General features: G+C 62.8%; 22 protein-coding genes and 1 tRNA gene. 14 read left to right on the plus strand and 9 right to left on the minus strand.

The window, feature by feature from the left end:
* Positions 1-56: 56 nt before the first annotated feature.
* Together ACA027_RS08945 and ACA027_RS08950 are read right to left on the minus strand one after the other, a co-directional pair.
* Positions 57-545 (minus strand): hypothetical protein, encoded by a 489-nt coding sequence (locus ACA027_RS08945; RefSeq protein ID WP_370682020.1) that lies wholly within the window; start codon positions 543-545, stop codon positions 57-59.
* Positions 546-666: 121 nt separating this feature from the next.
* Positions 667-903, minus strand: coding sequence for a hypothetical protein (locus ACA027_RS08950; protein ID WP_370682021.1), 237 nt, complete (start codon positions 901-903; stop codon positions 667-669).
* A gap of 46 nt (positions 904-949) precedes the next feature.
* On the opposite strand from ACA027_RS08950, the gene rlmD reads away from it, so the two are divergent.
* Positions 950-2,404 carry a 23S rRNA (uracil(1939)-C(5))-methyltransferase RlmD gene (rlmD, locus tag ACA027_RS08955; RefSeq protein WP_370682548.1) on the plus strand — a complete coding sequence of 485 codons (1,455 nt, stop codon included), beginning with the start codon at positions 950-952 and terminating at the stop codon, positions 2,402-2,404.
* 264 nt (positions 2,405-2,668) lie between these two features.
* Positions 2,669-3,373: an aquaporin Z gene (gene aqpZ / locus ACA027_RS08960; RefSeq protein ID WP_370682022.1), complete on the plus strand. Its 705-nt coding sequence runs from the start codon at positions 2,669-2,671 to the stop codon at positions 3,371-3,373.
* A gap of 55 nt (positions 3,374-3,428) precedes the next feature.
* Here the strand turns inward: aqpZ and ACA027_RS08965 are convergent, their stop codons facing one another.
* From ACA027_RS08965 to ACA027_RS08975, 3 genes are all read right to left on the minus strand, one after another.
* Positions 3,429-3,797: a hypothetical protein gene (locus ACA027_RS08965; protein ID WP_370682023.1), complete on the minus strand. Its 369-nt coding sequence runs from the start codon at positions 3,795-3,797 to the stop codon at positions 3,429-3,431.
* 154 nt (positions 3,798-3,951) lie between these two features.
* On the minus strand, positions 3,952-4,437 hold the full coding sequence (locus ACA027_RS08970) for an SH3 domain-containing protein (RefSeq protein WP_370682024.1): 486 nt from the start codon (positions 4,435-4,437) through the stop codon (positions 3,952-3,954).
* Positions 4,438-4,601: 164 nt separating this feature from the next.
* On the minus strand, positions 4,602-5,909 hold the full coding sequence (locus ACA027_RS08975) for a cytosine permease (RefSeq protein WP_370682025.1): 1,308 nt from the start codon (positions 5,907-5,909) through the stop codon (positions 4,602-4,604).
* 503 nt (positions 5,910-6,412) lie between these two features.
* On the opposite strand from ACA027_RS08975, the gene ACA027_RS08980 reads away from it, so the two are divergent.
* The 3 genes from ACA027_RS08980 (at position 6,413) to ACA027_RS08990 (ending at position 7,961) form a co-directional block, all read left to right on the plus strand.
* Positions 6,413-6,489: transfer RNA gene (locus tag ACA027_RS08980), tRNA-Pro, on the plus strand.
* 123 nt (positions 6,490-6,612) lie between these two features.
* Positions 6,613-6,933 (plus strand): single-stranded DNA-binding protein, encoded by a 321-nt coding sequence (locus ACA027_RS08985; RefSeq protein WP_370682027.1) that lies wholly within the window; start codon positions 6,613-6,615, stop codon positions 6,931-6,933.
* 230 nt (positions 6,934-7,163) lie between these two features.
* Positions 7,164-7,961 carry a MetQ/NlpA family ABC transporter substrate-binding protein gene (locus ACA027_RS08990; protein WP_370682028.1) on the plus strand — a complete coding sequence of 266 codons (798 nt, stop codon included), beginning with the start codon at positions 7,164-7,166 and terminating at the stop codon, positions 7,959-7,961.
* Between the two features lie 341 nt (positions 7,962-8,302).
* On the opposite strand, the gene ACA027_RS08995 is transcribed toward ACA027_RS08990, so the two are convergent.
* A complete protein-coding gene (locus ACA027_RS08995; protein ID WP_370682029.1) occupies positions 8,303-8,668 on the minus strand; it encodes a hypothetical protein in 366 nt (121 codons plus the stop codon).
* A gap of 510 nt (positions 8,669-9,178) precedes the next feature.
* Here ACA027_RS08995 and ACA027_RS09000 point away from each other — a divergent pair.
* The 7 genes from ACA027_RS09000 to ACA027_RS09030 all read left to right on the plus strand — a co-directional run bounded on the left by ACA027_RS09000 (position 9,179) and on the right by ACA027_RS09030 (position 16,674).
* Positions 9,179-10,165, plus strand: a complete 987-nt coding sequence (locus tag ACA027_RS09000; protein ID WP_370682031.1) for a TRAP transporter substrate-binding protein — start codon at positions 9,179-9,181, stop codon at positions 10,163-10,165.
* A 206-nt stretch (positions 10,166-10,371) separates the two neighbouring features.
* Positions 10,372-10,887, plus strand: a complete 516-nt coding sequence (locus tag ACA027_RS09005; RefSeq protein ID WP_370682032.1) for a TRAP transporter small permease — start codon at positions 10,372-10,374, stop codon at positions 10,885-10,887.
* 28 nt (positions 10,888-10,915) lie between these two features.
* Positions 10,916-12,199 carry a TRAP transporter large permease gene (locus ACA027_RS09010; protein WP_370682033.1) on the plus strand — a complete coding sequence of 428 codons (1,284 nt, stop codon included), beginning with the start codon at positions 10,916-10,918 and terminating at the stop codon, positions 12,197-12,199.
* Between the two features lie 286 nt (positions 12,200-12,485).
* Positions 12,486-13,472 carry a TRAP transporter substrate-binding protein gene (locus tag ACA027_RS09015; RefSeq protein ID WP_370682034.1) on the plus strand — a complete coding sequence of 329 codons (987 nt, stop codon included), beginning with the start codon at positions 12,486-12,488 and terminating at the stop codon, positions 13,470-13,472.
* 223 nt (positions 13,473-13,695) lie between these two features.
* On the plus strand, positions 13,696-14,973 hold the full coding sequence (locus tag ACA027_RS09020) for a hydantoinase/carbamoylase family amidase (RefSeq protein WP_370682035.1): 1,278 nt from the start codon (positions 13,696-13,698) through the stop codon (positions 14,971-14,973).
* Positions 14,974-15,019: 46 nt separating this feature from the next.
* Entirely contained in the window at positions 15,020-15,985 is a 966-nt protein-coding gene (locus ACA027_RS09025; RefSeq protein ID WP_370682036.1) for a helix-turn-helix domain-containing protein, read from the plus strand.
* Positions 15,982-16,674, plus strand: coding sequence for an orotate phosphoribosyltransferase (locus tag ACA027_RS09030; RefSeq protein WP_370682037.1), 693 nt, complete (start codon positions 15,982-15,984; stop codon positions 16,672-16,674). The genes ACA027_RS09025 and ACA027_RS09030 overlap by 4 nt, the downstream gene beginning before the upstream one ends.
* A gap of 20 nt (positions 16,675-16,694) precedes the next feature.
* On the opposite strand, the gene ACA027_RS09035 is transcribed toward ACA027_RS09030, so the two are convergent.
* Together ACA027_RS09035 and ACA027_RS09040 are read right to left on the minus strand one after the other, a co-directional pair.
* Positions 16,695-17,120 carry a molybdopterin-binding protein gene (locus ACA027_RS09035; RefSeq protein ID WP_370682038.1) on the minus strand — a complete coding sequence of 142 codons (426 nt, stop codon included), beginning with the start codon at positions 17,118-17,120 and terminating at the stop codon, positions 16,695-16,697.
* A gap of 221 nt (positions 17,121-17,341) precedes the next feature.
* Positions 17,342-17,977: an FMN-dependent NADH-azoreductase gene (locus tag ACA027_RS09040; protein WP_370682039.1), complete on the minus strand. Its 636-nt coding sequence runs from the start codon at positions 17,975-17,977 to the stop codon at positions 17,342-17,344.
* Positions 17,978-18,118: 141 nt separating this feature from the next.
* On the opposite strand from ACA027_RS09040, the gene ACA027_RS09045 reads away from it, so the two are divergent.
* On the plus strand, positions 18,119-19,048 hold the full coding sequence (locus tag ACA027_RS09045; protein WP_370682040.1) for a LysR family transcriptional regulator: 930 nt from the start codon (positions 18,119-18,121) through the stop codon (positions 19,046-19,048).
* A 14-nt stretch (positions 19,049-19,062) separates the two neighbouring features.
* Here ACA027_RS09045 and ACA027_RS09050 read toward each other — a convergent pair whose 3' ends face one another.
* On the minus strand, positions 19,063-20,640 hold the full coding sequence (locus ACA027_RS09050; RefSeq protein WP_370682041.1) for a methyl-accepting chemotaxis protein: 1,578 nt from the start codon (positions 20,638-20,640) through the stop codon (positions 19,063-19,065).
* A gap of 399 nt (positions 20,641-21,039) precedes the next feature.
* Between ACA027_RS09050 and ACA027_RS09055 the strand changes: the two genes are divergently transcribed.
* Positions 21,040-21,624: an RBBP9/YdeN family alpha/beta hydrolase gene (locus tag ACA027_RS09055; RefSeq protein ID WP_370682042.1), complete on the plus strand. Its 585-nt coding sequence runs from the start codon at positions 21,040-21,042 to the stop codon at positions 21,622-21,624.
* Positions 21,625-21,700 lie beyond the last annotated feature (76 nt).

The raw sequence follows: 21,700 nt of genomic DNA on the forward strand, positions 1-21,700 counted from the left end.
TTCAGACGTGCCCTTGGCGACCAACTGTACCCAAACGGTATTAGGCTTCTTTGGTCCTATGTCTGTCGCAATTGCCGCTCTTTCCGCATGAAATTTTCATACTGCCCGAACTGAGGAGCTGGCTCGTAATTTGACGAAACGTCGGCGCGCGTGCTGGCAGTCTCAAGCCCGTACACAGGCTCGAAGCACTCGCGATGAATCTGGACGTCGCCATTCTGTTTAAAGATGTAGCAGGTCCCATGTGTCACCTTATCGGTTTCCCCTTGGTACTCACGATGCACCGCCATCGTGAGGAAATAGTGTTCTGCTGACATCTCTTGGAATTGATAAGACAACGCCGCACGCAAATGCTCATCGAGGAAGTCCACGAAAACAGCCTTTGGGGTCACCGTTAAGTTGCAGAAAGGACGCTCAAGCGAGTCAGCCAGGACTGTGTAGTTTCGACCAACCTTATGCGCGGCTTTGGCTTGTGCTTCCGTCCAAACTTCGATGGGAATTTTTTTAGCCGCAAACCACGACTTGCAGAAGTAGAGTGAGCGTTGCATTGGGGCCTTTGAATATCAACATCCGAGGATGTCTTCTTTTGGCCAAATTATGCCGACTGGGTGACCGACAGCTCATGGCCGAAAGCACGCCTGCAAAGCACATAGAAAAGAACAACGCAGCTCAGTTCCACAGCGCTGCCCTGTTCGTCATCAAATAATACGTTTTTGCCGTGGCGATAAAAGCCGGGCAGCCCAGGCCGCTGCCCACCAGCAGCACGTTGGAGAGGATGTGCAGGGTTTGAGCCGCAGACAGGGATTCATCATTTCTCCGCCCTCCTGAGTTGCCCGCACGCCGGCCCAGGGGGAGTTCCTGGTTTTCAGGCAAGGTACTCCGAGCCTGAGACAATTGCGCCACCATGAGTGACCAGAACGACAAGATTTCCCCCGACAGCGAATACGCCGACATGCCCGCCGCCGACCCCAACCTGCCTGAGGGTTGGCTGGAAGTGGTGTCCATGGACATGGATGCCAAGGGCGTGGCCCGCAAGCCCGATGGCAAGGTGGTGTTCATCGACGGAGCCCTGCCCACCGAGCTGGTCACGGCCAATGTGCACCGCAAAAAGAACAACTGGGAAGCCGCCTCGCTGACCGCCGTACACCGCGAATCCGCGCAACGCGTGCGGCCCGGCTGCCCGCATTTCGGCCTGCACGAAGGTGCTTGCGGTGGCTGCAAGATGCAGCATATGCATGTGGGCGCTCAGGTGGCCATCAAGCAGCGGGTGCTGGAAGACAACCTCTGGCATCTGGGCAAGGTCAAGCCCGAAACCCTGCTGCGCCCCATCGAGGGCCCGGCCTGGGGCTACCGCGACCGCGCCCGGCTTTCGGTGCGCTATGTGATCAAAAAAGGCAAGGTGCTGGTGGGCTTTCACGAGCGCAAGAGCCGCTACATCGCCGATATGGAAACCTGCAAGGTGTTGCCACCCCATGTGGACGCCATGCTGATGCCCATGCGTGCGCTGATTGCCAGCCTGGATGCGCGCGAGACCTGTCCGCAGATCGAGGTGGCCTGTGGCGACCAGGTGACGGCCCTGGTGCTGCGCCATCTGGAGCCCTTGAGCGATGCCGATCTGCAGCGCCTGCGCGATTTTGCCGCCCAATACGACGTGCAGTGGTGGCTGCAGCCCAAGGGGCCGGACACCGTGCATCTGATGGATGCAGGTGGCCCCCAGCTTGCGTACAGCCTGCCGGAGTTTGGCATCCACATGCCGTTCAAGCCCACGGACTTCACCCAGGTGAATCCGCACATCAACCGCGTGCTGGTCACGCGCGCGCTGCGCTTGCTGGATGTGAAGAAGACCGAGCGCGTGATCGACTGGTTCTGCGGCCTGGGCAATTTCACCCTGCCGCTGGCCACCATGGCGCGCGAGGTACTGGGCATCGAAGGCTCGGACGCACTGGTGCAGCGCTCGCACGAGAACCTGGCGGCCAACAACGCCACCCGTGCCGAGGGCGACAAGCTGGCACCCACGCAGTTTGTGGGCCGCAATCTGTTCAATATGACGCCGGCCATTCTGATGGCCGACGGCCATGCCGGGAAATGGCTGGTAGACCCCCCGCGTGAAGGCGCGTTTGCCCTGTCCAAGGCCCTGGCCGACATCCACCAGATTCGCATCGGCGCCAAGCAGATCGGTGTGGCCAGCGAGGAGGAGCCTGATCTGCTGCTGCCGCTGCCCGAAGGGCATGAAAGCTGGCAGTTCCCCGAGCGTATCGTTTACGTCAGCTGCAACCCCGCCACGCTGGCGCGCGATGCCGGCCTCTTGGTGCACCAAGCGGGCTATCGCTGCGTGGCCGCAGGTGTGGTGAATATGTTCCCCCACACGGCCCATGTGGAATCCATGGCGGTGTTTGAACGGGCGTGAGTGGGCGGCCCGGCTGGGCGCGGGTGCTGCTGTTTTTGCACCTGCCGCGCTGGGTTGAGGGTGGAAAAGCCTGCGCGGAAAATACCGCTCGTCGGATCCCCAAAGCCTGCTCCCGTCTGACGCGCAGCGGCTTCGTAATTATTAACATTTACCAAAATTCGAAAGCAATAGTTAAGGGCTATAAAAGCGCCGCCGACCTCCATGCGGAGGGTGGTGCGCTTTGGATCCGGCGCGGGAGACGGGTCCGGTTTGAGCTCTTATTCCATGCACACAACATTTCAAAAATGGTCGGCTGAATTTATTGGTACTTTGTGGTTGACCTTGGGCGGTTGCGGCGCAGCCGTGCTGGCGGCCGCGTTCCCCGGCGTGGGCATAGGTCTGGTGGGCGTGTCTCTGGCCTTTGGCCTCACGGTGGTGACGGGGGCTTATGCGCTGGGCCCTATTTCGGGTGGGCATTTCAATCCCGCAGTTTCCGTGGGCCTGGCCATGGGTGGGCGCTTTGCCTGGAAGGAGCTGCCCGGCTATGTGCTGGCCCAGGTCTTGGGCGCTGTTGCGGGCGCCGGCATTTTGTATGTGATTGCCACGGGCAAGGCGGGTGCCGAAATCGGTGGCTTTGCCAGCAACGGCTTTGGCGGCCACTCGCCCGGTGGCTACAGCCTGATGGCGGCCCTGGTCACCGAGGTGGTGATGACAGCAGTGTTCCTGATCGTGATCCTGGGTGCCACGGCCAAGCGTGCGGCCGCAGGCTTTGCCGGGCTGGCCATTGGCCTGTGCCTGACGTTGATTCACCTGGTCTCGATTCCCGTGACCAATACCTCGGTGAATCCCGCGCGCAGCACGGGCCCGGCCTTGTTCGGACCCTCGATTGCGCTGGACCAGCTGTGGCTGTTCTGGGTGGCGCCGATTGCAGGCGCCATCATTGGCGCAGTGATTTACAAGGCGCTGCTGGCGAACGACAGCGAAGATTGAAGCGCACCAAGGCCTGGTGCGAAGACCGGTCTGGTCACACTCGGCCTATGGGGGCTCAGCTGCGGCTGGGGCTTTCGGTGTCGGCCGCTTCGTTGTCAGCGTCGTTGCGGCTGCGGCGGGTGGCGGGCTTTTGGGTGAAGACCGAGGGTGTGCCTTCGATCTTGTGCTCGCGCATATAGGAGTCCATGTCCTTCCAGCCTTCAAACACCATGCCCTTGGCGGACTTGGGGTTCAGGGCGTAGCAGTCTTCCAGGCCGCGCATGGCGTGGCGGCAGGCTCCGCCTATGGCGCGCGCCTCGTTTTCCTTGGCGACAGTGCGGGGGTCCGGGCCCAGGCCCGGGATTTCATTACAGCCTGCCAGGAGCGCGCTGAGGGCGCAGGCTGCGATCAGGGCTGGGCGAATGGGGGTGTGGATATAGGCCATATTCCCTCCATTATCGGCAGGTGTAAAAAAATGTTGAGGCCTTTTGCAGATGTAATTTCAGCGGCCGCTGTGTTGTGCGGCAGGGCGCATGCCGCTGTGGCTCCAAAAGGCCTGCAAAGCAGGCGCCCTCTGCAGCACCTGCTTCATTTTTTGCTTACCAGCCCCACAGCAGATTGCGGGCCACCCAGCCTTGGGTGCCGCTGTCGCTGCGCACCTTGATCCAGTCCTTGCGCTTTTCCAGGGTGCGCACCACCTCGTGCTGCTGCAGCTTGCCGGCGATGCGGTGCTGGGTGCCCGGGCCTTGGCGCAAATTGGCCGTGCGGGCCTTGACCACATGGTGGGCTTCGTTGCTGGTGAGTGGGCGATGCACCCAGCCCAGCGAGGCGTCGTAGTCGCGCACCTTCAGCCAGTTGCCCTGGCGTGCAGTGATCTGCAGCGGATAGCCCTTGGACAGTTCCCACAGGATCTCGGCCCGGGTATTGGGCTGGGCGCGCACATTGACGGTCTTGCCCTTGACGCTGACGAATTGCTGGGCCTGGGCTGCGCTGGGCAGGGCCGTCAGGCTGGCGGTTGCAGCAACGGCGGCCAGCAGGACATGGGTGGTGGAACGGCGAAGGGTGTGTAGGGCGGCTGTGAACACGCGGCAAAGACTCCTGTTGTGCAAGGCTGCGTGCCCGGAGGGATCTGCGGGCATGCAGCCTCTGTCCATGAAACAGCGCCCCGGTGTGAGGCGCTTGCAGGGAGGGAGTGGCTTGCTACGGCAAAGTTCCGCCTGTTTTTCCCCAGTTCCAGCGCAAAAGCTGCTCAGCCGCGTGCGGCCGTAGGGCGGCTGAGCCAGGACAGGGCAAAACAGACGATCAGCGTGGGCAGGGCCGCACCCCAATGGGGTTGCCAGTGGGCGATGGCGTGGTACAGCGCAATGCCGGACAACCACAGGGCCACGGCGCTGCCATGCCAGGGGCGGGCCTGCTGCATCCAGGCGGTGGCGTTGTCGGCACGCAAGGCTGCGGGCAAAAAGGCCAGCCGCCCCAGGATGACGCCGAACATGGGCACGAACACCGAGCTGAGCGTCAGCAAAAAGGGCTCGATGCTGTGCATGGGCAGCACCAAGGCTAGGGCGGTGCACACCGCGGTCAGCAGCAGGCCCCAGCGGCGCACGCTCCACATGGGGAGCAGGCTGTGCAGCGACAGGCTGCCGGAATAGGTGTCGCCGTAAGCGTTGTCCACTTCGTCGAGCAGGATCAGGGTCAGCGCAATCAGGCCGCCCTGGGCCAGCAGCAAGGCGGTGAGCAGGTCTTGTGCCGGCAGCGTCAAGGCCACCAGCACGCCCAGGCCATAGCACCAGCAATTGGCCACGGCAAAGCCCAGCCAGGTGCCGCGCAGTGCGCCATTGCCACTCTTGCCGTGGCGGGCGTAGTCGGCCACCAGGGGCAGCCAGGAAATGGGCATGGCAATCACCAGGTCCATGGCCGACAGCCAGGACATGCCGCCGTCGCCGCGCCGCTGCCACAGGCTGTCCCAGCCGATGGTGCCGGCGCGGTCCACAAAATGCCAGCTCAGCCACAGCAGCGACAGCACCACCAGGGGCAGGGCGATGCGGGCGATCAGCTGGCGCACCAGCTTGACCATGGAGCCGCTGATCATCAGGCCCACCACGCAGCCCCACAGCACGGTGGCGCCCAGGGTCCAGCCCTGGCCGGCCTGGCCGCTGATGGCCAGCGTGGCATCGCGCATCACCACCAGCTCGAAAGTGCCCCAGCCCATCAGCTGGATCAGATTGAGCGCAATCGGCAGCTTGGCAAAGTGGCTGCCGTAGACATGGTGCATCAGCGCCGCACTGCCCAGGCCGCTGTCACAACCTATCTTGGCTACCCAGCCCAGCAGGCCAGCGCCCACCAGCGAGCCCAGCACAATGGTCCACAGCGCCTCGCGCAGGCCCAGGGCTGGCACCAGATAGGCACCCACCTGCATCACCAAAAGGCCAACACCCAGGCTGAACCACAGCGCCGCATGGTCGCGCGTGGCAAACACGCGTTCAGTGGCTGCAACGGGCCGCAAGGCGGTGTTGGTTCCGCTGGCTGCCGCGTCGGAAGAAGAGGAGGAAGGTGACATGAATGCTCCGTAGCTACGAAGCAGGGCGCGTGGCCAGCGGGTGCGGGGCGAAAGCCTGTGGCAAGAGGCCATGGCCCTGGGCTGGCACCGAGATGGTTCGGCTTCCCTGCGCGAGGATGATCTCGGTACGCGCCACGGCAATCCGTGGTGCGCACAAACAGGTTCAAAGGGTGTGATCTCAGTCTGGGCTGGCGCCCGGACACCCCTAGCGTATGCAGTCTTGCGGCTGCGGCGCAGATTGTAGGGCCGTGGCATTCTGGCCAGGCTTGTTGGGGGTGCTTGTATGCGGATCGCAGATTGATGGCTGTGAGCGCTGAATGGGTCTAAATTTTGGCTACAATAGCGGTCTTGCTTGAGAGCGAATTCTTTGAGTCAACAGGCCAAAGAAAGCCGGCGCAGCCCTGTAAAGCCCCAGGTTGCGAAGGTGCTCAAAAAGCAGCTTCAAAAAATTGTCTGAATTTCGATTTAGCACTCATTTTTGTAGCATACAATCTAGTTTCTGTCGGAATGTAGCGCAGCCTGGTAGCGCACTTGCATGGGGTGCAAGGGGTCGCGAGTTCGAATCCCGCCATTCCGACCATTTATTCAGAGCAAAGGGCCAGCAAGCAATTGTTGGCCCTTTCTTGTGTTCGAGACTTGATTTCTTTTTGTATTAAAGCGGCGGCGCACTGCTGACGCTTCACCCAACGGGTAGTGAATATTTATGATCGAAGGTTTGATCGCAGGTCGCCTGACCGGAACGCCTGAAGAGCGTACAGACCGTTTTGGCAAGCTGTTCATGGTGGCACGCATGCGTGCCACGGCCAATGACGGCAGCAGCCTGTTTGTGAATGTGGTGGCATTCGACCCCGTGCCCTGCAACCAGCTGCGCGAGCTGGAAGAGGGTGATGCCGTGAGCCTGACCGGCCCCATGACGCCCAAGGTCTGGACCGACCGCCAGGGCGTGAACCACGCTGCTCTGGATGTGGTGGCCTACCGCGTGCTGGCCCTGCCGGTCAAGCAGGCGGTGATGGACTACAACTAAGCGCCCCCTGGGCGACTGGCCACCAGGAGTGGCCTTGCTTCAGGCTTGGGGTCGCAGCCTTCAGTCACCTCGAGGGCGGAGCCTTTGCGGCGCGGCCGGCGTAGGCCCTTGCTGGTTTGCTTGCCGCTGTGCTTTATGCGCGTGGCTTCTTTGCATGCGCGAAAACCGTCTAAAGCGATGCACCGCCAGCGCGGTACATTGCGGCTTTCCCTTTTGCGAGAGAGTTTCCCTTGAATAAGCGCCATTTTTTCCGCCATGCACTGGCGGCCGCTGCCGTGGTGTCTCTGTCCCTGGCCGCCCAGGCGCAGGACAAGGTGATCAAGATCGGCGTGACGGCCGGGCCCCATGCCCAGCTGATGGACCAGGTCAAGAAAGTGGCCGAACGTGATGGTCTGAGGCTGCATGTGATCGAGTTCAGCGACTATGTGCAGCCCAATGCAGCCCTGGTGTCGGGCGATCTGGATGCCAACAGCTACCAGCACAAGCCCTATCTGGATGCCCAGATCAAGGACCGTGGCTACAAGCTGGTGAGCGTGGGCAATACCGTCAACTTCCCCATCGGCCTGTACTCCAAGAAGGTCAAGCGCCTGGAGGATCTGAAGTCGGGCGCCAAGTTCGGCATTCCCAACGACCCCACCAATGGCGGCCGTGTGCTGCTGCTGCTGCAGGACAAGGGTTTGATCAAGCTGAAGGCCCAGGCCGGCCTGAAGGCCACGCCGCTGGATGTGGTGGACAACCCCAGGAAGCTGCGTTTTGTGGAGTTGGATGCGGCCCAGCTGGCCCGGTCGCTGGATGACCTGGATGCCTCGGCCATCAACACCAATTTCGCAATCTCGGCAGGCTTGAATCCCAAGACGGACGCCATCGCCATGGAGCGTGCCGACAACCCCTATGTGAACATTCTGGTCACGCGCGAAGCCGATAAAAACCAGCCCTGGGTGGCCAAGCTGGTCAAGGCCTACCACTCGGATGAAATTCGCCAGTTCATCGACAAGGAATTCAAGGGCTCGGTGATGCCGGGCTTCTGACGAGGGTGGCCTGGTGTCCTGAAGTAGAAGTTCGTTGAAAAATCCCCCGAATATCTTCGCCATGCCGTGTTGCCAATTCTTGCCATAGCTGCGGCTGCGGTTGGCGCCTTGCCTGGCGGTGATCTCGGGCGATTTTTGATGCCACGAACCTCCAACTTAGAACGCCAGGGCTGATTCTGGAATGGGGTCTGCGGCAAAAAGGCTGCGTTGGCATCTGCCACGCAGCCTTTTTTGCGCCCTGCCGCTTGCTATTGAAATCGTAGCTTCTGGAGCGCATCACCGCTGCATGAGCGGCGATAAACACTGAAAACCGGCGCAGCGCGAGCGCGGAATATATGGGTTCAGCGGCGCTTGGCCAGGCTGTCGTCGATGGCGTCGACGATGGCGATGCCAGTGGACTGCACGCCCGGCTTGTCAAAACCAGGGCCGGGGGTCACGCCGGGGTGGGCCAGCAGGCGGGCGCGGATTTGCTGGGCCTGGGTGAACTCGACCGGCATGGGCGGCGCAGGCTTGGGCGCGGTGTAGTGCAGATAGGCGTCGTTCAGGCGCTGCTGGCTGCGCATTTCCTCTTGGGCATCCCAGCGGCTGGTCAAGAAATAGCCTGCGGCGAACATGCACAGCACGGCGACCACGGTGATGCTGAGCAGGGTCAGCACCCAGTTTTCGTCACTGGCGCGGCGGGGTTTGTTGGCGATGTATTGCGGCATACCTGGGGCTTTTCGGCACAAAGGCCAGAAACTTGATGCGATCTTACCTGTGAGGGTGGGAGAGACGTTGGGTGGGCCTGTGCTGTGGGTGGGCATGCCTGGAGCAGGCGCTCGCATGGCCGGCGTTGGACCGCGTGCATGTTGGGGGTGCGCGTGGTGTCAAGTGGGCGTGTGCGGCATCGTGCTTGGCGATGGTGGGGCCGGTCATTGCGGTGGATTGCGCTACTGGCTGCATGGCGCTTCATGGCGTCGGTGCGAGTATTGGCGTCTTTTGTTTCAGATATATGTCCTGTTGCCGCCCGTTGGCGCATTTTTTCTGCGTTTTTTCGGCCGGCGGCATGAGCCGGTCTGCCATGTCGAAACGGCATGGTGCGCTGGCCGCCATGTCACAGGGCCACTGCGGGGCTGTGCAGGCGCCGGCGCAGCCAGCTGCGCTCCCTAGAATTCCTGCAGCGGTATGCCGAGTCGGATGCCGGTTCTTCAATTTTTGGACAGACACGGGGATTTCTTATGAGCATGTTCCGACGCTCCTTTATTGCAGCCTGCGCAGGCGCCAGCCTGGTGGCTGCAGCCGGCTCGGCCCTGGCCGCAGGCAAGGAAGTGAAGCTGGGCTACGCCCTGGCGCAAAACTCGCATTACGGTGCGGGCGCCAATGGCTGGTCGCAGGCCATCGACAAGTCGCTGGCCGGCAAGTTCAGCTTCAAGCAGTTCCCCTCCAGCGCCCTGGGTGGCGAGCGTGAGCTGATTGAGGGCCTGCAGCTGGGCACGGTGGAGGCGGCTATTGTTTCCACTGGCGCACTGAGCAACTTTGTCAGCGACGTGGGTGTGGTGGACGTGCCTTTTCTGTTCCGCGACACGGCGCACGCCCGCGCCGTGCTGGATGGCAAGTTCGGCCAGGACCTGCTGGCCAAGTTCCAGCAGCGCGGCCTGATCGCGCTGGCCTGGGGCGAGCAGGGATTTCGCCACCTGACCAACAACAAGCACGCGGTGAAAACCGTGGCCGACATGAAGGGCCTGAAGATCCGTGTGACCGAGAACCCGGTGCACATCACCGCCTTCCGCACCCTGGGTGCATCGCCCACGCCCATGAGCTGGCCCGAGGTGGTCAGCGCCCTGCAGCAGGGCACCATCGATGGCCAGGAGAACCCGGTGTCGGTGCTGGCCTCCACCAAGCTGTGGGAGGTGCAAAAGCACCTTACACTGACCGCTCACGTGTATGCACCTGTGGTCTTTCTGGTGTCGCCCAGCTTCTGGGCCAGCCTGAGCGACGCTGAAAAAGCGGCCTTTACCCAAGGCGCCAAGGCGGGTGCAAATGCTTCGCGGGTCTTTGTGGACACCGTGGAGAAAAAGGGCGTGGAAGAGGCCAAAAGCCACGGCATGCAGGTCGTCGACAAGGTGGATCAGGGGGCTTTCCGTGCCGCCCTGGAGCCTGCTTACAAGCAGTACGCCAAGAAGTTCGGCCAACAGACGCTGGACGCCATTGCCAACGTGAAGTGAGTCGCGCGCGAATTGCATAGCTGCTTGCGGGCCCGCCATTTCCTGTGGAGGAGGGCGGGCCGCATGCCATGATGCAGCGCGCGTTTTTGTGTCGGGTGGCGACCGCTTTCAGGCGCTTGCTCCGGCTTGCTTTGATTCCTCCCTACGACGGAGCGGCGTGCTCTGTGTGGTGGCCCTGGTGGCCTCTGCCAACGCCGTGACTGCTTATGCTCAATCGCATTGAAAAAAGCCTGGTGGCAGTGAACCGCTGGCTGCTGATTCTTCTGTTGCTGGCCATGGCCAGCATCATCTTCACCAACGTGGTGCTGCGCTACACCACGGGCGACTCCATCATCTGGGCCGAGGAAGTCTCCCGCCACATGATGATCTGGGTGGCCTTTTTAGGCGCCGGCCTGGCGCTGCGCTTTGGTGGCCATGTGGCCATCGACAATCTGCACCGCGCCGTGAACACCGGCACGGCGCGCGCTTTGCGCGTGCTGGTGGTGCTGGGGCTGTCGCTGTTCTTCATCTTCATGACCGTGGCCTCCAGCGACTATGTGTGGCGCACCCGCTTTCAAAGCACGGCGGCCACGGACATTCCCATCTCCTTTATCTATGCAGCCATGCCTGTGGGCTTTGTGCTGATGCTGGTCCACCTGCTGTTCATTGCGCGCGGCTATATCGCGGATGGTTCCTACAAGGACTCCGACGAAATCGACGGCGAAGCCGCCGGTTCGCTGTAAACCAAGGTCCCGAGAAAGAAAACACACCATGGCTTTGACCTTGTTTCTTTGCATCGTGCTGCTGATGGCCCTGGGCTTTCCCGTGGCCTTTGCGTTGGCGATTTCTTCCGCTATCGCCATTTTTGTGGGTGGCAAATACCCGCAACTGGTGGTGTTCAAGGAAATGTTCACCGGCATCGACAGCTTTCCGCTGATGGCCGTGCCCTTCTTCATCTTTGCGGCCGAGCTGATGTCCGGCGGTGCGCTCACCCATGTGCTGCTGCGCTTTGCGGCCCAGTTTGTGGGCCATCTGCGCGGCGGCCTGGGCTATGCCAATGTGGGCTCGTCGGTGCTGTTTGCTGGTATCTCGGGCTCTGCCCTGGCAGACGCTGCCGGCCCCGGCGCCATGATGGTGAAGATGATGGAAAAAGCCGGCTACGACCGGCCGTACTCGGCTGCGCTGTCGGCCAATGCCGCCATCATCGGCCCCATTATTCCGCCCTCGATCAGCATGATCATCTATGCCCTGCAGGATGAGAACGTGTCCGTGGGCGGCCTGTTCATTGCCGGCTTTATCCCCGGTCTGCTGATTGCCGCCGCGCTGTGCGTGGTGAACTGGTGGGTGAGCAAAAAGCGCAATTACCGCTCCACCGAGGTGCGCCCCTCGGGCCGCGAGATGCTGATCAACACCATCAAGGCCTTGCCGGCCTTGGGTCTGGTGGCGCTCATCATTGTGGGTATCCGCTTTGGTGTCTTCACGCCCACCGAGGCCTCGGTGGTGGCCGTGGTCTATGCCTTTGTCTGCGGCAAATGGGTGTATCGCACGCTGCGCTGGGATGCAATCCCTGCCATTACCTCGCGCTCGGCCTTGCTCACCGCTTCGGTGTTGCTGGTGATGGCGGCCTCTCAGCCCTTTGCCTGGATTCTGACGGTGGAGGGCATTCCGCAGTACATGTCCGAGCTCATCATCAGCTGGGAGCTGTCGCCCATCATGTTCCTGCTGGCGGTGAACGTGCTGCTGCTCTTGTTCGGCATCTTCATGGAGCCGCTGCCCGGCATCATGATCTTGGTGCCCATCCTGGCGCCCATCTCCTTTGCCCTGGGTATTGATCCCATCCAATTCGCCATGGTGGTGGTAGTCAATCTGACGCTGGGCATGATCACGCCGCCGGTGGGTGGGTTGTTGTTTGTGACCTGTGTGGCCACCAAGACCACCATCACCGAGCTGACGCGGGAGCTGCCTCCGTTCCTGGTGGCGCAGTTCGTGGTGCTGATGCTGCTGACCTTTGTGCCGGCGCTGTCGACCTGGCTGCCGCATGCACTGGGGTTCTGACACCCCCTGAGCCGCTTCGCGTCTTCCCCCTCTCTATCGCTGCGCGATGGAGGGGGACGGCACCAGCGCGGCGGGGCGGCCCTTGCGCGGTGCCCTGGCATGGGGCGCGCCAGTTGCATAGGGCAGGGCAGAAGTCCACAGCACCCTGCGTGACTGAATCAAAAGCTTTGCTCTTTTAAGAAGAGCGTGCTGTGCTTATATAGTCTGCGTTTCAGGCAGAAAAACCATCCATGGCTGCGGCAGGCATGCTGCGGCTGCATCCCATACCAACAAGGAGACTTTCCCCATGCACATCATTCGCCGCACTTTCATGGCCACTTCGGCCGCCGCCCTGTTGGGTCTGGGCAGCCTGAGCGCTGCCGCCGCCGGCAAAGAGGTCAAGATCGGCTATGCCCTGGCCCAGCAGTCGCATTTTGGCGCTGCGGCCCTGGGCTGGTCGGGTTCCGTGGAGAAGGCCACGGGCAATGCTTTTCAGTTCAAGCATTTCCCCTCCAGCGCCCTGGGCGGTGAGCGCGAGTTGATCGAGGGTCTGCAGCTGGGCACGGTGGAAGCCGCCGTGGTGTCCACCGGCGCTCTGAGCAATTTTGTGGGCGATGTGGGCGTGGTGGACATTCCCTTTCTGTTCCGCGATCTGGGCCATGCCCGCGCGGTGCTGGATGGCAAGTTCGGCCAGGACCTGCTGGCCAAGTTCCAGCAGCGCGGCCTGATCGCGCTGGCCTGGGGTGAGCAGGGCTTTCGCCATCTGAGCAACAACAAGCATGCGGTGAAAACCGTGGCCGATATGAAGGGCCTGAAGATTCGCGTGACCGAGAACCCGGTGCATATTGCGGCCTTCCGCGCCCTGGGTGCTTCGCCCACGCCCATGAGCTGGCCCGAGGTGGTCAGCGCGCTGCAGCAGGGCACCATCGACGGCCAGGAGAACCCGATTTCGGTGCTGACCTCGGCCAAGCTGTGGGAGGTGCAAAAGCATTTGACGCTGACGGCCCATGTCTATGCACCCATGGTGCTGCTGGTCTCGCCCAGCTTCTGGGGCAGCCTGAATGCCCAGCAAAAGACGGCCTTTACCGAAGGCGCCAAAGTGGGTGGAAAGGCCTCACGCAGCTTTGTGGATGAGGTCGAGAAAAAAGGCGTGGAAGATGCGCGCAAGCACGGCATGACCGTGGTGGATAGCGTGGACCGTGCGGCCTTCCGCAAGGCCCTGGACAAGCCCTATGAGCAGTTCGCCAAGAAGTTCGGCCAGAAGACGCTGGACGATATCGCCGCCACCAAGTAATCCCCGTGGCGGGCGGCTGCTGCTGTTGCCGCCATGGATACTGCCCCAGGCCTGCCTTGTGCAGGCCTTTTTCATGCCCTGTTTTTATGGTGTGTATCAAAAAAGAAGAGGGTGATTCTCTTTGGAGATGGCATTGGATATCTGGATATCTCTTTTTTGAGATTACCATGCTGCCTTGGCAACCCTTATTGGGCCTGGCAGTCTGGCCGGCCCACGCTCCCCCATGGAATTGCAGACTTTTCAGCCGCTGGCGACGCAGCTGTTCGCCGATATCCGCTCCCTGACTTTTGATGGCGTGGGCGTCACCCGTGCCAGCTATGGGCCTGGTGAAGACCAGGCCGCCCGGCACCTGGAAACCTGGGCCCAGGGCGAGGGCCTGCAGGTCGACCGAGACCGCGCCGGCAATCTGGTGTTCAGTGATCCGCAGGACAGTCGCACCCAGCCCGCCGTGTGGGTGGGCTCGCACCTGGACTCCGTGCCCCAGGGTGGCAATTACGACGGCCTGGCCGGCATCGTGGCCGGTCTGCTGGTGCTGGCCGCTGCGCGCCATGAGGGCGTGCAACTACCGGCACCGCTCAAGGTGCTGGGTTTTCGCGGCGAGGAAAGCGCCTGGTATGGCAAGGCCTATATGGGCTCGGGCGCGCTGTGGGGCAAATTGTCTGCAGCCGATCTGCAATTGCAGCGCCGCGGTGACGCTCAGACCCTGGGCGAAAGCATGCAGGCCTGCGGCGCCGATGTGGAGGCCATTGCCCGCCAGGAAAAGCTGCTGAACCCGCGTGACATCCGCGCCTATGTGGAGCTGCACATCGAGCAGGGCCCGGTGATGGTGGCGCGTAAGATTCCCCTGGGCGTGGTCAGTGGCATACGCGGCAATGTGCGCCACAACCTGATTGGCTGTGTGGGCGAGGCCCAGCATTCCGGCGTGGTGCCGCGCTGGCTGCGCCATGACGCGGTGTTTGCCGTGGCCGACCTCATCATGCGGCTCGATACCCACTGGCGCGCGCTGCTGGAGCGCGGCACTGACCTGGTGGTCACCTGCGGCGTGCTCCAGACCAACCCCGCCGAACACTCCATCTCCCGCGTACCGGGCTATGCCAGCTTCAGCCTGGAAGCACGCAGCAAAAGCATTGACACGTTGGAAGCCTTCTACCAGCTGGTGCAGGCGGAAATGCGCTCGATTGAGCGCGAGCGCGGTGTCACGTTTGAGCCCGACCGCCGCCTGCTCAGCGACCCGGCCACCATGGATACGCAGCTGTCCGAGCTGCTGGCCCAGGCCTGTGCTGCGCGCGGCATTGCCCATGAGTCCATCCCCAGCGGCGCAGGGCATGACGCGGCCCTGTTTGCCAACGGCGGTGTGCCCAGTGCCATGCTGTTTGTGCGCAACCAGAACGGCTCGCACAACCCGCATGAAGCCATGGACATGGACGACTTCATGCAGGGCGTGCAGGTGCTGGCCGATATGTTGCAGGCCTTGCCGGCCCAGCAGGGTGCCAAGGCCTGATGCTGCCGCTATAGTGCGCGCCAGCCTGTGACCTGCCAGAGCCACCATGACGCCCGCCACACCCACCATGCCTTCCAGCGATACCCCTCGGCCTTCCATTGACTATGCCGGTCTGGGCGATCGCCTGCGTGCCTACCGCATGGGCGCAGGTCTGCAAGCCGACGATGTGGCGGAGCAATTGGGTGTCTCGCGTGCCGTGGTCTACCGCATGGAAAAAGGCGAGATCGTCAAGATCGACACGCTGGAGCGCCTGGCGGCCTTGCTGGGCACCAGCATGGCCTCGCTGCTGGGCGTGGAGACCGAGTACTACGCGTCCGCGCTGGCGCTGTTTGAGCGCATGCGCCAGCTGGAGCAGGGTTCGGACCGCATCCTGGCGCATTTCGAGCCCATCTCGCTGCTGCTGACCTCTGATGCCTACCTGGGCCACCTGGAGCAGATGCTGTACGAAGGCCTGCCGGCCACGCTGCTGGCGGCCGAAGCCCAGCAACGCCGCCAGGAGATTGCCCGCATGCTGGAGGTGTTGCAGGAGCGGCGGCGCTATTTTGAACAGCGCAAGCCCCAGATCGTCAGCCTGGTGGGCCTGCGCGAGCTGGAGCGCTTTGTGCTGACAGGCCTGGTGGGGCGGGTGGATCTGCCACCCGAGCTGCGCGCCCAGCGTGTGCAGGCGGCCTGCCACGAGGTGCTGCGCATGGCGGATCTGATGGACAGCGAGCCCTGGTATGTGCAGGTCGGCTTGGTGGATGACGCCATGCCATCTGCCACCTACCAGTTGCTGCGCGGCCCCCGGCACAGCGTGCTGCTGCACAGCCCGTTTCGCTTGGGCGAGTTGCCCAATGTGCACAACGGCATCGCCATGGTCACCAGCTCACCCGAGGCCGTTCGCCTGCATGAGGCCATGACCCACCAACTGTGGAGCGCCGCCTGCAAAGGCCGTGAAGGCGCACGCAGGTTGCGCGACCTGGTGGCGCGCTTGGAACAAATGCCGCCAACCACATTCCGGAGTAGCCCATGAACACCACCCTCTCTTCTGCGTCGCCTTCCCTGCCCAACTCCCAGTTTCTGCGCCGCCAGGCTGCGGGCTGGCTGCTGGATGCCGGCTGCGTGGAAGCCCGCACCACCGATCCTTTTCGCCTGCCTTCGGGCTGGACCACGCCGGTCTATATGGATGGCAGCCGTTTGATTTCCTTCCCCAGCATTCGCCGCGAGCTGATGAAGCAAGGCCTGCAGCGCCTGCTGGATGCGGGCGCGCTGCAAGGTCTGAGCGGTGTGGCCGGTGGCGAATCCAGCGGCATTGCCTTTGCCGCCTGGCTGGCCGAGAAGATGGACCTGCCGCTGCAGTACGTGCGCAAGCGCGCCGTAGGCGTGCGCCAGGTCGAGGGCGTGGTAGAGCAGAGCGGCAAGGTGCTGCTGGTGGACGATATGGTGTCCGCCGGCCAATACAAGCTCAGCTTTATCGACGCACTGCGCGCCGAAGGCGCCAGCGTGCAAGACCTGTTTGTGGTGTTTGACTACGGCTGCCTGGGCGCTGCGCCGCTGCTGGCCCAGCACGGCGTGCGCGTGCATGCCCTGTGCGACTGGCGCGACGTGCTGGAACAGGCCCGCGCGCGTGGCCAGTTCAGCGACGCCGCGCTGCAGACCTGGGAGGAGTTTCTCCAGGCACCGGCCGAATGGTCGGTGGCCCATGGGGGCGTGGGGCAGTAAGCAGGCCCCACGATAAGTGCTTAGGCGGGCACGGCCAGCACCACGTGCGATGCCTTGAACAGCGCCGTGGCCTGCTTGCCCGGTGCCAGGCCCAGTGTGCTGGCACTGTCGTTGGTGATGATGGCCACCACCTGCAAGCCCTGAGACTCGATCTGGACGTCGCTGTTGACGCTACCGGTTTTGATAGCCGTCACCTTGCCCTGCAACTGGTTGCGGGCCGAAAAGCGCATACCCTGGGCATCGGTCACCACGATCACGGAAGGGGCCTTGATCAAGGCAATCACCTGGCTGCCGTTTTTCAGCCCCAGAGTCTGGGCGCTGCCATGGGTGATGGTGGCCACCAACTGGGCACCGCTGTCGGTCTGGATCTGCACCTCATCGGTGACCACGCCAGCCTGAATATGTTGCACGACACCGGAAAAGTGATTGCGGGCGCTGCTTTGCATGGGGAACTCCTGGCTCGGTAAAAGCCCTGTTGTAACCTGTGGGCAGTCACCGGCCTGCAGTAGCGCAGCGCCAGCATGGGTTTTTGCCACCCATGAGCTGGCAGGTGTGCCGCACAGGCGGGATACAAAAAGCATAAAAAAACCCCGCCAAAGCGGCGGGGCAGTACCAGGCGCGGTCTCGTCACAAGGGCGCCGGGAGTACAAAAACCAAACCGGGCCGCTCAGGCTGCAACGGCTTCTTTCTGGGGGGCGGTCACGATCTCCACATCCTTGGCGGCGCTGGAGAAAGCAGTGGCCACGGCGTTAGGGCCCAGGGCCAGGCCTTCGGCACGCACAAAGCGCACATCGGTGATGCCAAAGAAGCCCAGCATCACCTTCAGATAGCTTTCCTGGTGTTCGATAGCTTCGGCTGCGGCGCTGGTGGAGTAGATGCCGCCGCGTGTGGACGCGACGATCACAGTCTTGCCCTTGGCCAGGCCCTCAGGACCTTCGGCGGTGTAGCGGAAGGTGCGACCGGGCTGGGCAAGGCGGTCGAGCCAGGCCTTGAGCTGGGTGGGAATGGTGAAGTTGTAGAACGGGGCGCCCATCACCACCACATCGGCAGCCAGGAATTGCTGTACCAAGCGTTCGGACACGGCGTTTTCGGCCACTTGCTCGGGGCTCAGGTCTGCGGTCTGACCGGTGCGGGGGGCCATGGCGGCGGCGGTGAAGTGGTTGGGGGCATTGACCACCAGATCCAGGTAATCGACCTGGGTATGGGGGTGGCTGGCCTTCCAGGCCGAGACGATTTGCGCGGTCAGCTTGCGCGAAACGGAGTTTTCGCCGGTGATGGAAGAGTCGATGTGCAGCAGTTGCATGGTGTTCCTTGCGAAGCAGTCAATATGGTGTGTGAGGCACAGAAAGTGCGATGGATGAAGTGTGATTGCATGCGCCCTCTTTGATAAGACGGTGTGAATGCGATAGATTGTTCTGTAGTTGGAACAATCAAGCCCTCCACCATGAATGATCTGAACGACATGCTGTACTTCGCCGAAGTGGTGGAGCGCGGTGGTTTTGCCGCCGCGGGGCGCGCGCTGGACATCCCGAAGTCGCGGCTGTCACGCCGCATTGCGGAGCTGGAGGCCAGGCTGGGCGTGCGCCTGATGCAGCGCACCACGCGGCGACTGGCGCTGACCGAGATCGGCGAAGCCTATCTGCGCCATTGCCAGGCCATGCGCGATGCGGCCCAGGCCGCGGCCGACACCGTGGCCCAGGTGCAGACCGAGCCGCGCGGTACGGTACGGGTCAGCTGCCCGATCACGCTGATGCAAACCGTGCTGGCGGACCGGATGCCTCAGTTTCTGCGCCAGTACCCACAGGTGCGGCTGGAGGTGCGTGTGAGCAACCATGCGGTGAATCTGCTGGAAGAGGGCATCGATGTGGCGCTGCGCGTGCGTCCCTCGGTGGAGGACAGTGGCTCCATGGTGGTCAAGCGCCTGGACGTGGCGCGCAGCGTGCTGGTGGCCGCACCTTCTGTGCTGCAAGGGCGGCAGTTGCCGCAGCAGCTGGATGATTTACAGGAGTTGCCGGCGATTGCCATGTCGGCCCATGAAGGGGTGTGCAGCTGGAGCCTGGTGGGGCCGCGCGGCCAGAACGAGCAGGTGCAGCATGTGGTGCGCTATGTGGCCGATGATCTGCTGTCGCTGAAGATGGCGGCCCTGCAGGGGGTGGGCATGTGTTCCCTGCCTGACTATATGTGTATCGACGCGCTGCAAGATGGTCGCCTGGTGCGCTTGCTGCCGGAATGGAGCCAGAGCCCGGGCATTGTGCATGCGGTGTTTCCCTCGCGCCGAGGCCTGTCGCCAGCGGTGCGCAGCTTTCTCGATTTCCTGGGCGAAAGCATGCCCGGCACCAGTGCGCCGCTGGCGCAGGACGGGGCTTTTATTTAGGCCGGCCTTTTTCTTCAGTGTGCATGCAGCGTGGGCAGGTCTTGCTGGTCCAGGTGAAACTGGGCCACGATGGTGCTCAGGCGTTGCGCTTGTGACTGCAGCGCTCCAGCAGCCTGGCTGCTGTCGCCCACCAGGGCGGTGTTTTGCTGTGTCATCTGGTCCAGAGCTCCCACGGCCTGGTGCACCTGCTCGATGCCGCTGCGCTGGGCACCTGCAGCGCTGCTGATCTCGCCAAGCATGGCATTGACGCGCTGCACGCTGTCCACGATCTCCTGCATGGTCTTGCCTGCATGGCGCACCAGGTCGCTGCCGGTGTCCACCTGCTGCACGCTGGCGCTGATGAGCTGTTTGATTTCGCGTGCTGCGTTGGCGCTGCGCTGGGCCAACTGGCGCACTTCGGTGGCCACCACGGCAAAGCCGCGTCCCTGATCGCCAGCGCGGGCGGCCTCGACGGCGGCGTTCAGCGCCAGGATATTGGTCTGGAAGGCGATGGAGTCGATGACGCCGGTGATGTCGCTGATCTTTTGGCTGCCGGCCTGGATGGTCTGCATGCTGTCCACCACCTCGCACATCACCTCACCGCCGCGTACGGCGGTGCTGGCTGCCTGGGTGGCCAGGGCATTGGCCTGGCGTGCCGACTCGGCGCTGTGGTGCACGGTCTGGGCCAAGGTGTCGATGTTCTGTGCGATGCCGGCCAGGTTGTGACCGGCTTCGGTGCTGCGCTGCTCCAGCCGTTGGTTGCCGTTGTGAAGGTCGTCGCTGATGCCGTGCAGCTGCTGGACGTTGTCGCACACGGCAGACACCAGACCGTGCAGCTGGCTGCGCATGTCCCGCAGCGCCACCATGACGCTGTGCGTGTCTTGGGGGCGCAGCGGAATGTCCACCGTCAGATTCCCTTTTTGCATGGCACGGATCACGGTGCGCACCTGCTGGGGCTCGGCACCGAGCTCGCTCAGAATGCTGCGGCTGAGCAAAAAGCTGATGAGGCCGCAGGCCACCACCGCGATGGCGCACAAGGCCAGCATGACCTGCGGCAGCTTGGCCGAGGCGGTGCTGGCGCCTTGGGTGTTGTCGCGGATGCGTGCTTCCAGAAAGTCGATCAGCCGGTTGATGGCGGCCAGCCACTGCTCGTACTGGGGCTTGGCGTCGCTCCACAGCAGGGCGCTGGCCTCGCGCTGCTTGTGCTCGTGCATGAGCTGCAGAATGCGTTGCGTGGTCTTCACGGCGCGTGCCTCTATGGCAGCAATGCCTTGCACCAATGGCCCTACTTCGGGCGGCACCTGGGGTGTGGCTTTTAGCGCGGCCTGCAATGTCAGGGCCGAGCTGGCATAAAACTTGGCCAGACGCTCAATGGTCTGGACCTCACGCGTGATGGTCTCTTCGGAAGGGGCCAGCACCACATCGCGGATGGCAATCGAGCGGTCATGGGCCGAACCACGGAAATTGATCGCCGCGCGCTGCACCACGCTGTTGAAGCTGGAGTTTTCGCTCAGGCGCAGGTCTATGCGGCGGGCCGTGAAGATGCTGTAGACCGAGACCCCCAGCAGCATCAGCACCAGCAGGGAAAATCCCGCCGTCAGACGGCTTTGCACCGTATGCAATCTACCCCGCGGACGAACCGCTATGGCGGCGAACAAAGGCGCGTCATGGGCGGGGGAGAGGGGCATGGCATCCTGGAGGTGGAGGCGATGCTGGAGATTTTAGGAACACCCTGTCTGTATGGTTGATAGAAAAAAATTTCCAACCAGCGCTCTTGCATAGACCCGCATCCAGGCCTGCCGATGTGGACCCCAGGGCTTCACGCAAGGGCCATCTTGTATCCTTGGCCGGCGCCGCTGCCATCCCCCTCCGGCACACAGCACTAGAGAGGGGGCGCCGCGAAGCGGTTCAGAGGGCGTTTTCTGCACATGCTTATGCCCATAAGAAAACAAAAAATCCGTTGTTGGGAATAGGCCAGGTGTTGCAGACAATCTTCGCCAAGGAGACTTGGCATGCCGCAGCACATTCGCACCCTCATTGTTCCCGGTTGGCGGGATTCGGGCACCGGTCACTGGCAAACCCTGTGGCAGGCCCAGTTGCCCGATGCCGAACGTGTGGTGCAGGACGACTGGTACACCCCGCGCCGTGCCGAGTGGGTGCAGGCTCTGGAGCAACTGATTCTCTCCCGGCCCGAGCCGGTGGTCATCGTGGCCCACAGCCTGGGCTGTATCACCACCGTGCATTTGGGAACAGCTGCCGCCGCCCAGGTGCAGGGCGCCTTGCTGGTGGCGCCAGCCGACCCGGAGCGCCGGGGCGCATTGGTGGATTTTGCCCCTGTGCCGGCCGAACCACTGTCCTACCGCAGCCTGGTCGTGGCCAGCAATACCGATCCCTATTGCCCCGTGCGCCTGGCCGGTGCCTATGCGCGCAGCTGGGGCAGCGAGTTTGTGCGCCTGCAGGATGCCGGCCATATCAATGTGGAATCGGGTCACGGCCATTGGCCGCTGGGCTGGGCTTTGCTGCAGTCACTGCGGCAAGAAGCGCAGCAGGCCGCAGATGCCGTGGCCTTGCCCCTTGCCGCACAGGCAGCAGCCTGAAAGAACGGCAGAAAAAACGGCAGGGGTGCTTGCACCACCTGCCGCCAATGAGGCTGGCATCACAGCCTCCCCCTCG

The organism is Comamonas sp. GB3 AK4-5, from assembly GCF_041320665.1.
GTDB lineage: Bacteria > Pseudomonadota > Gammaproteobacteria > Burkholderiales > Burkholderiaceae_C > Comamonas.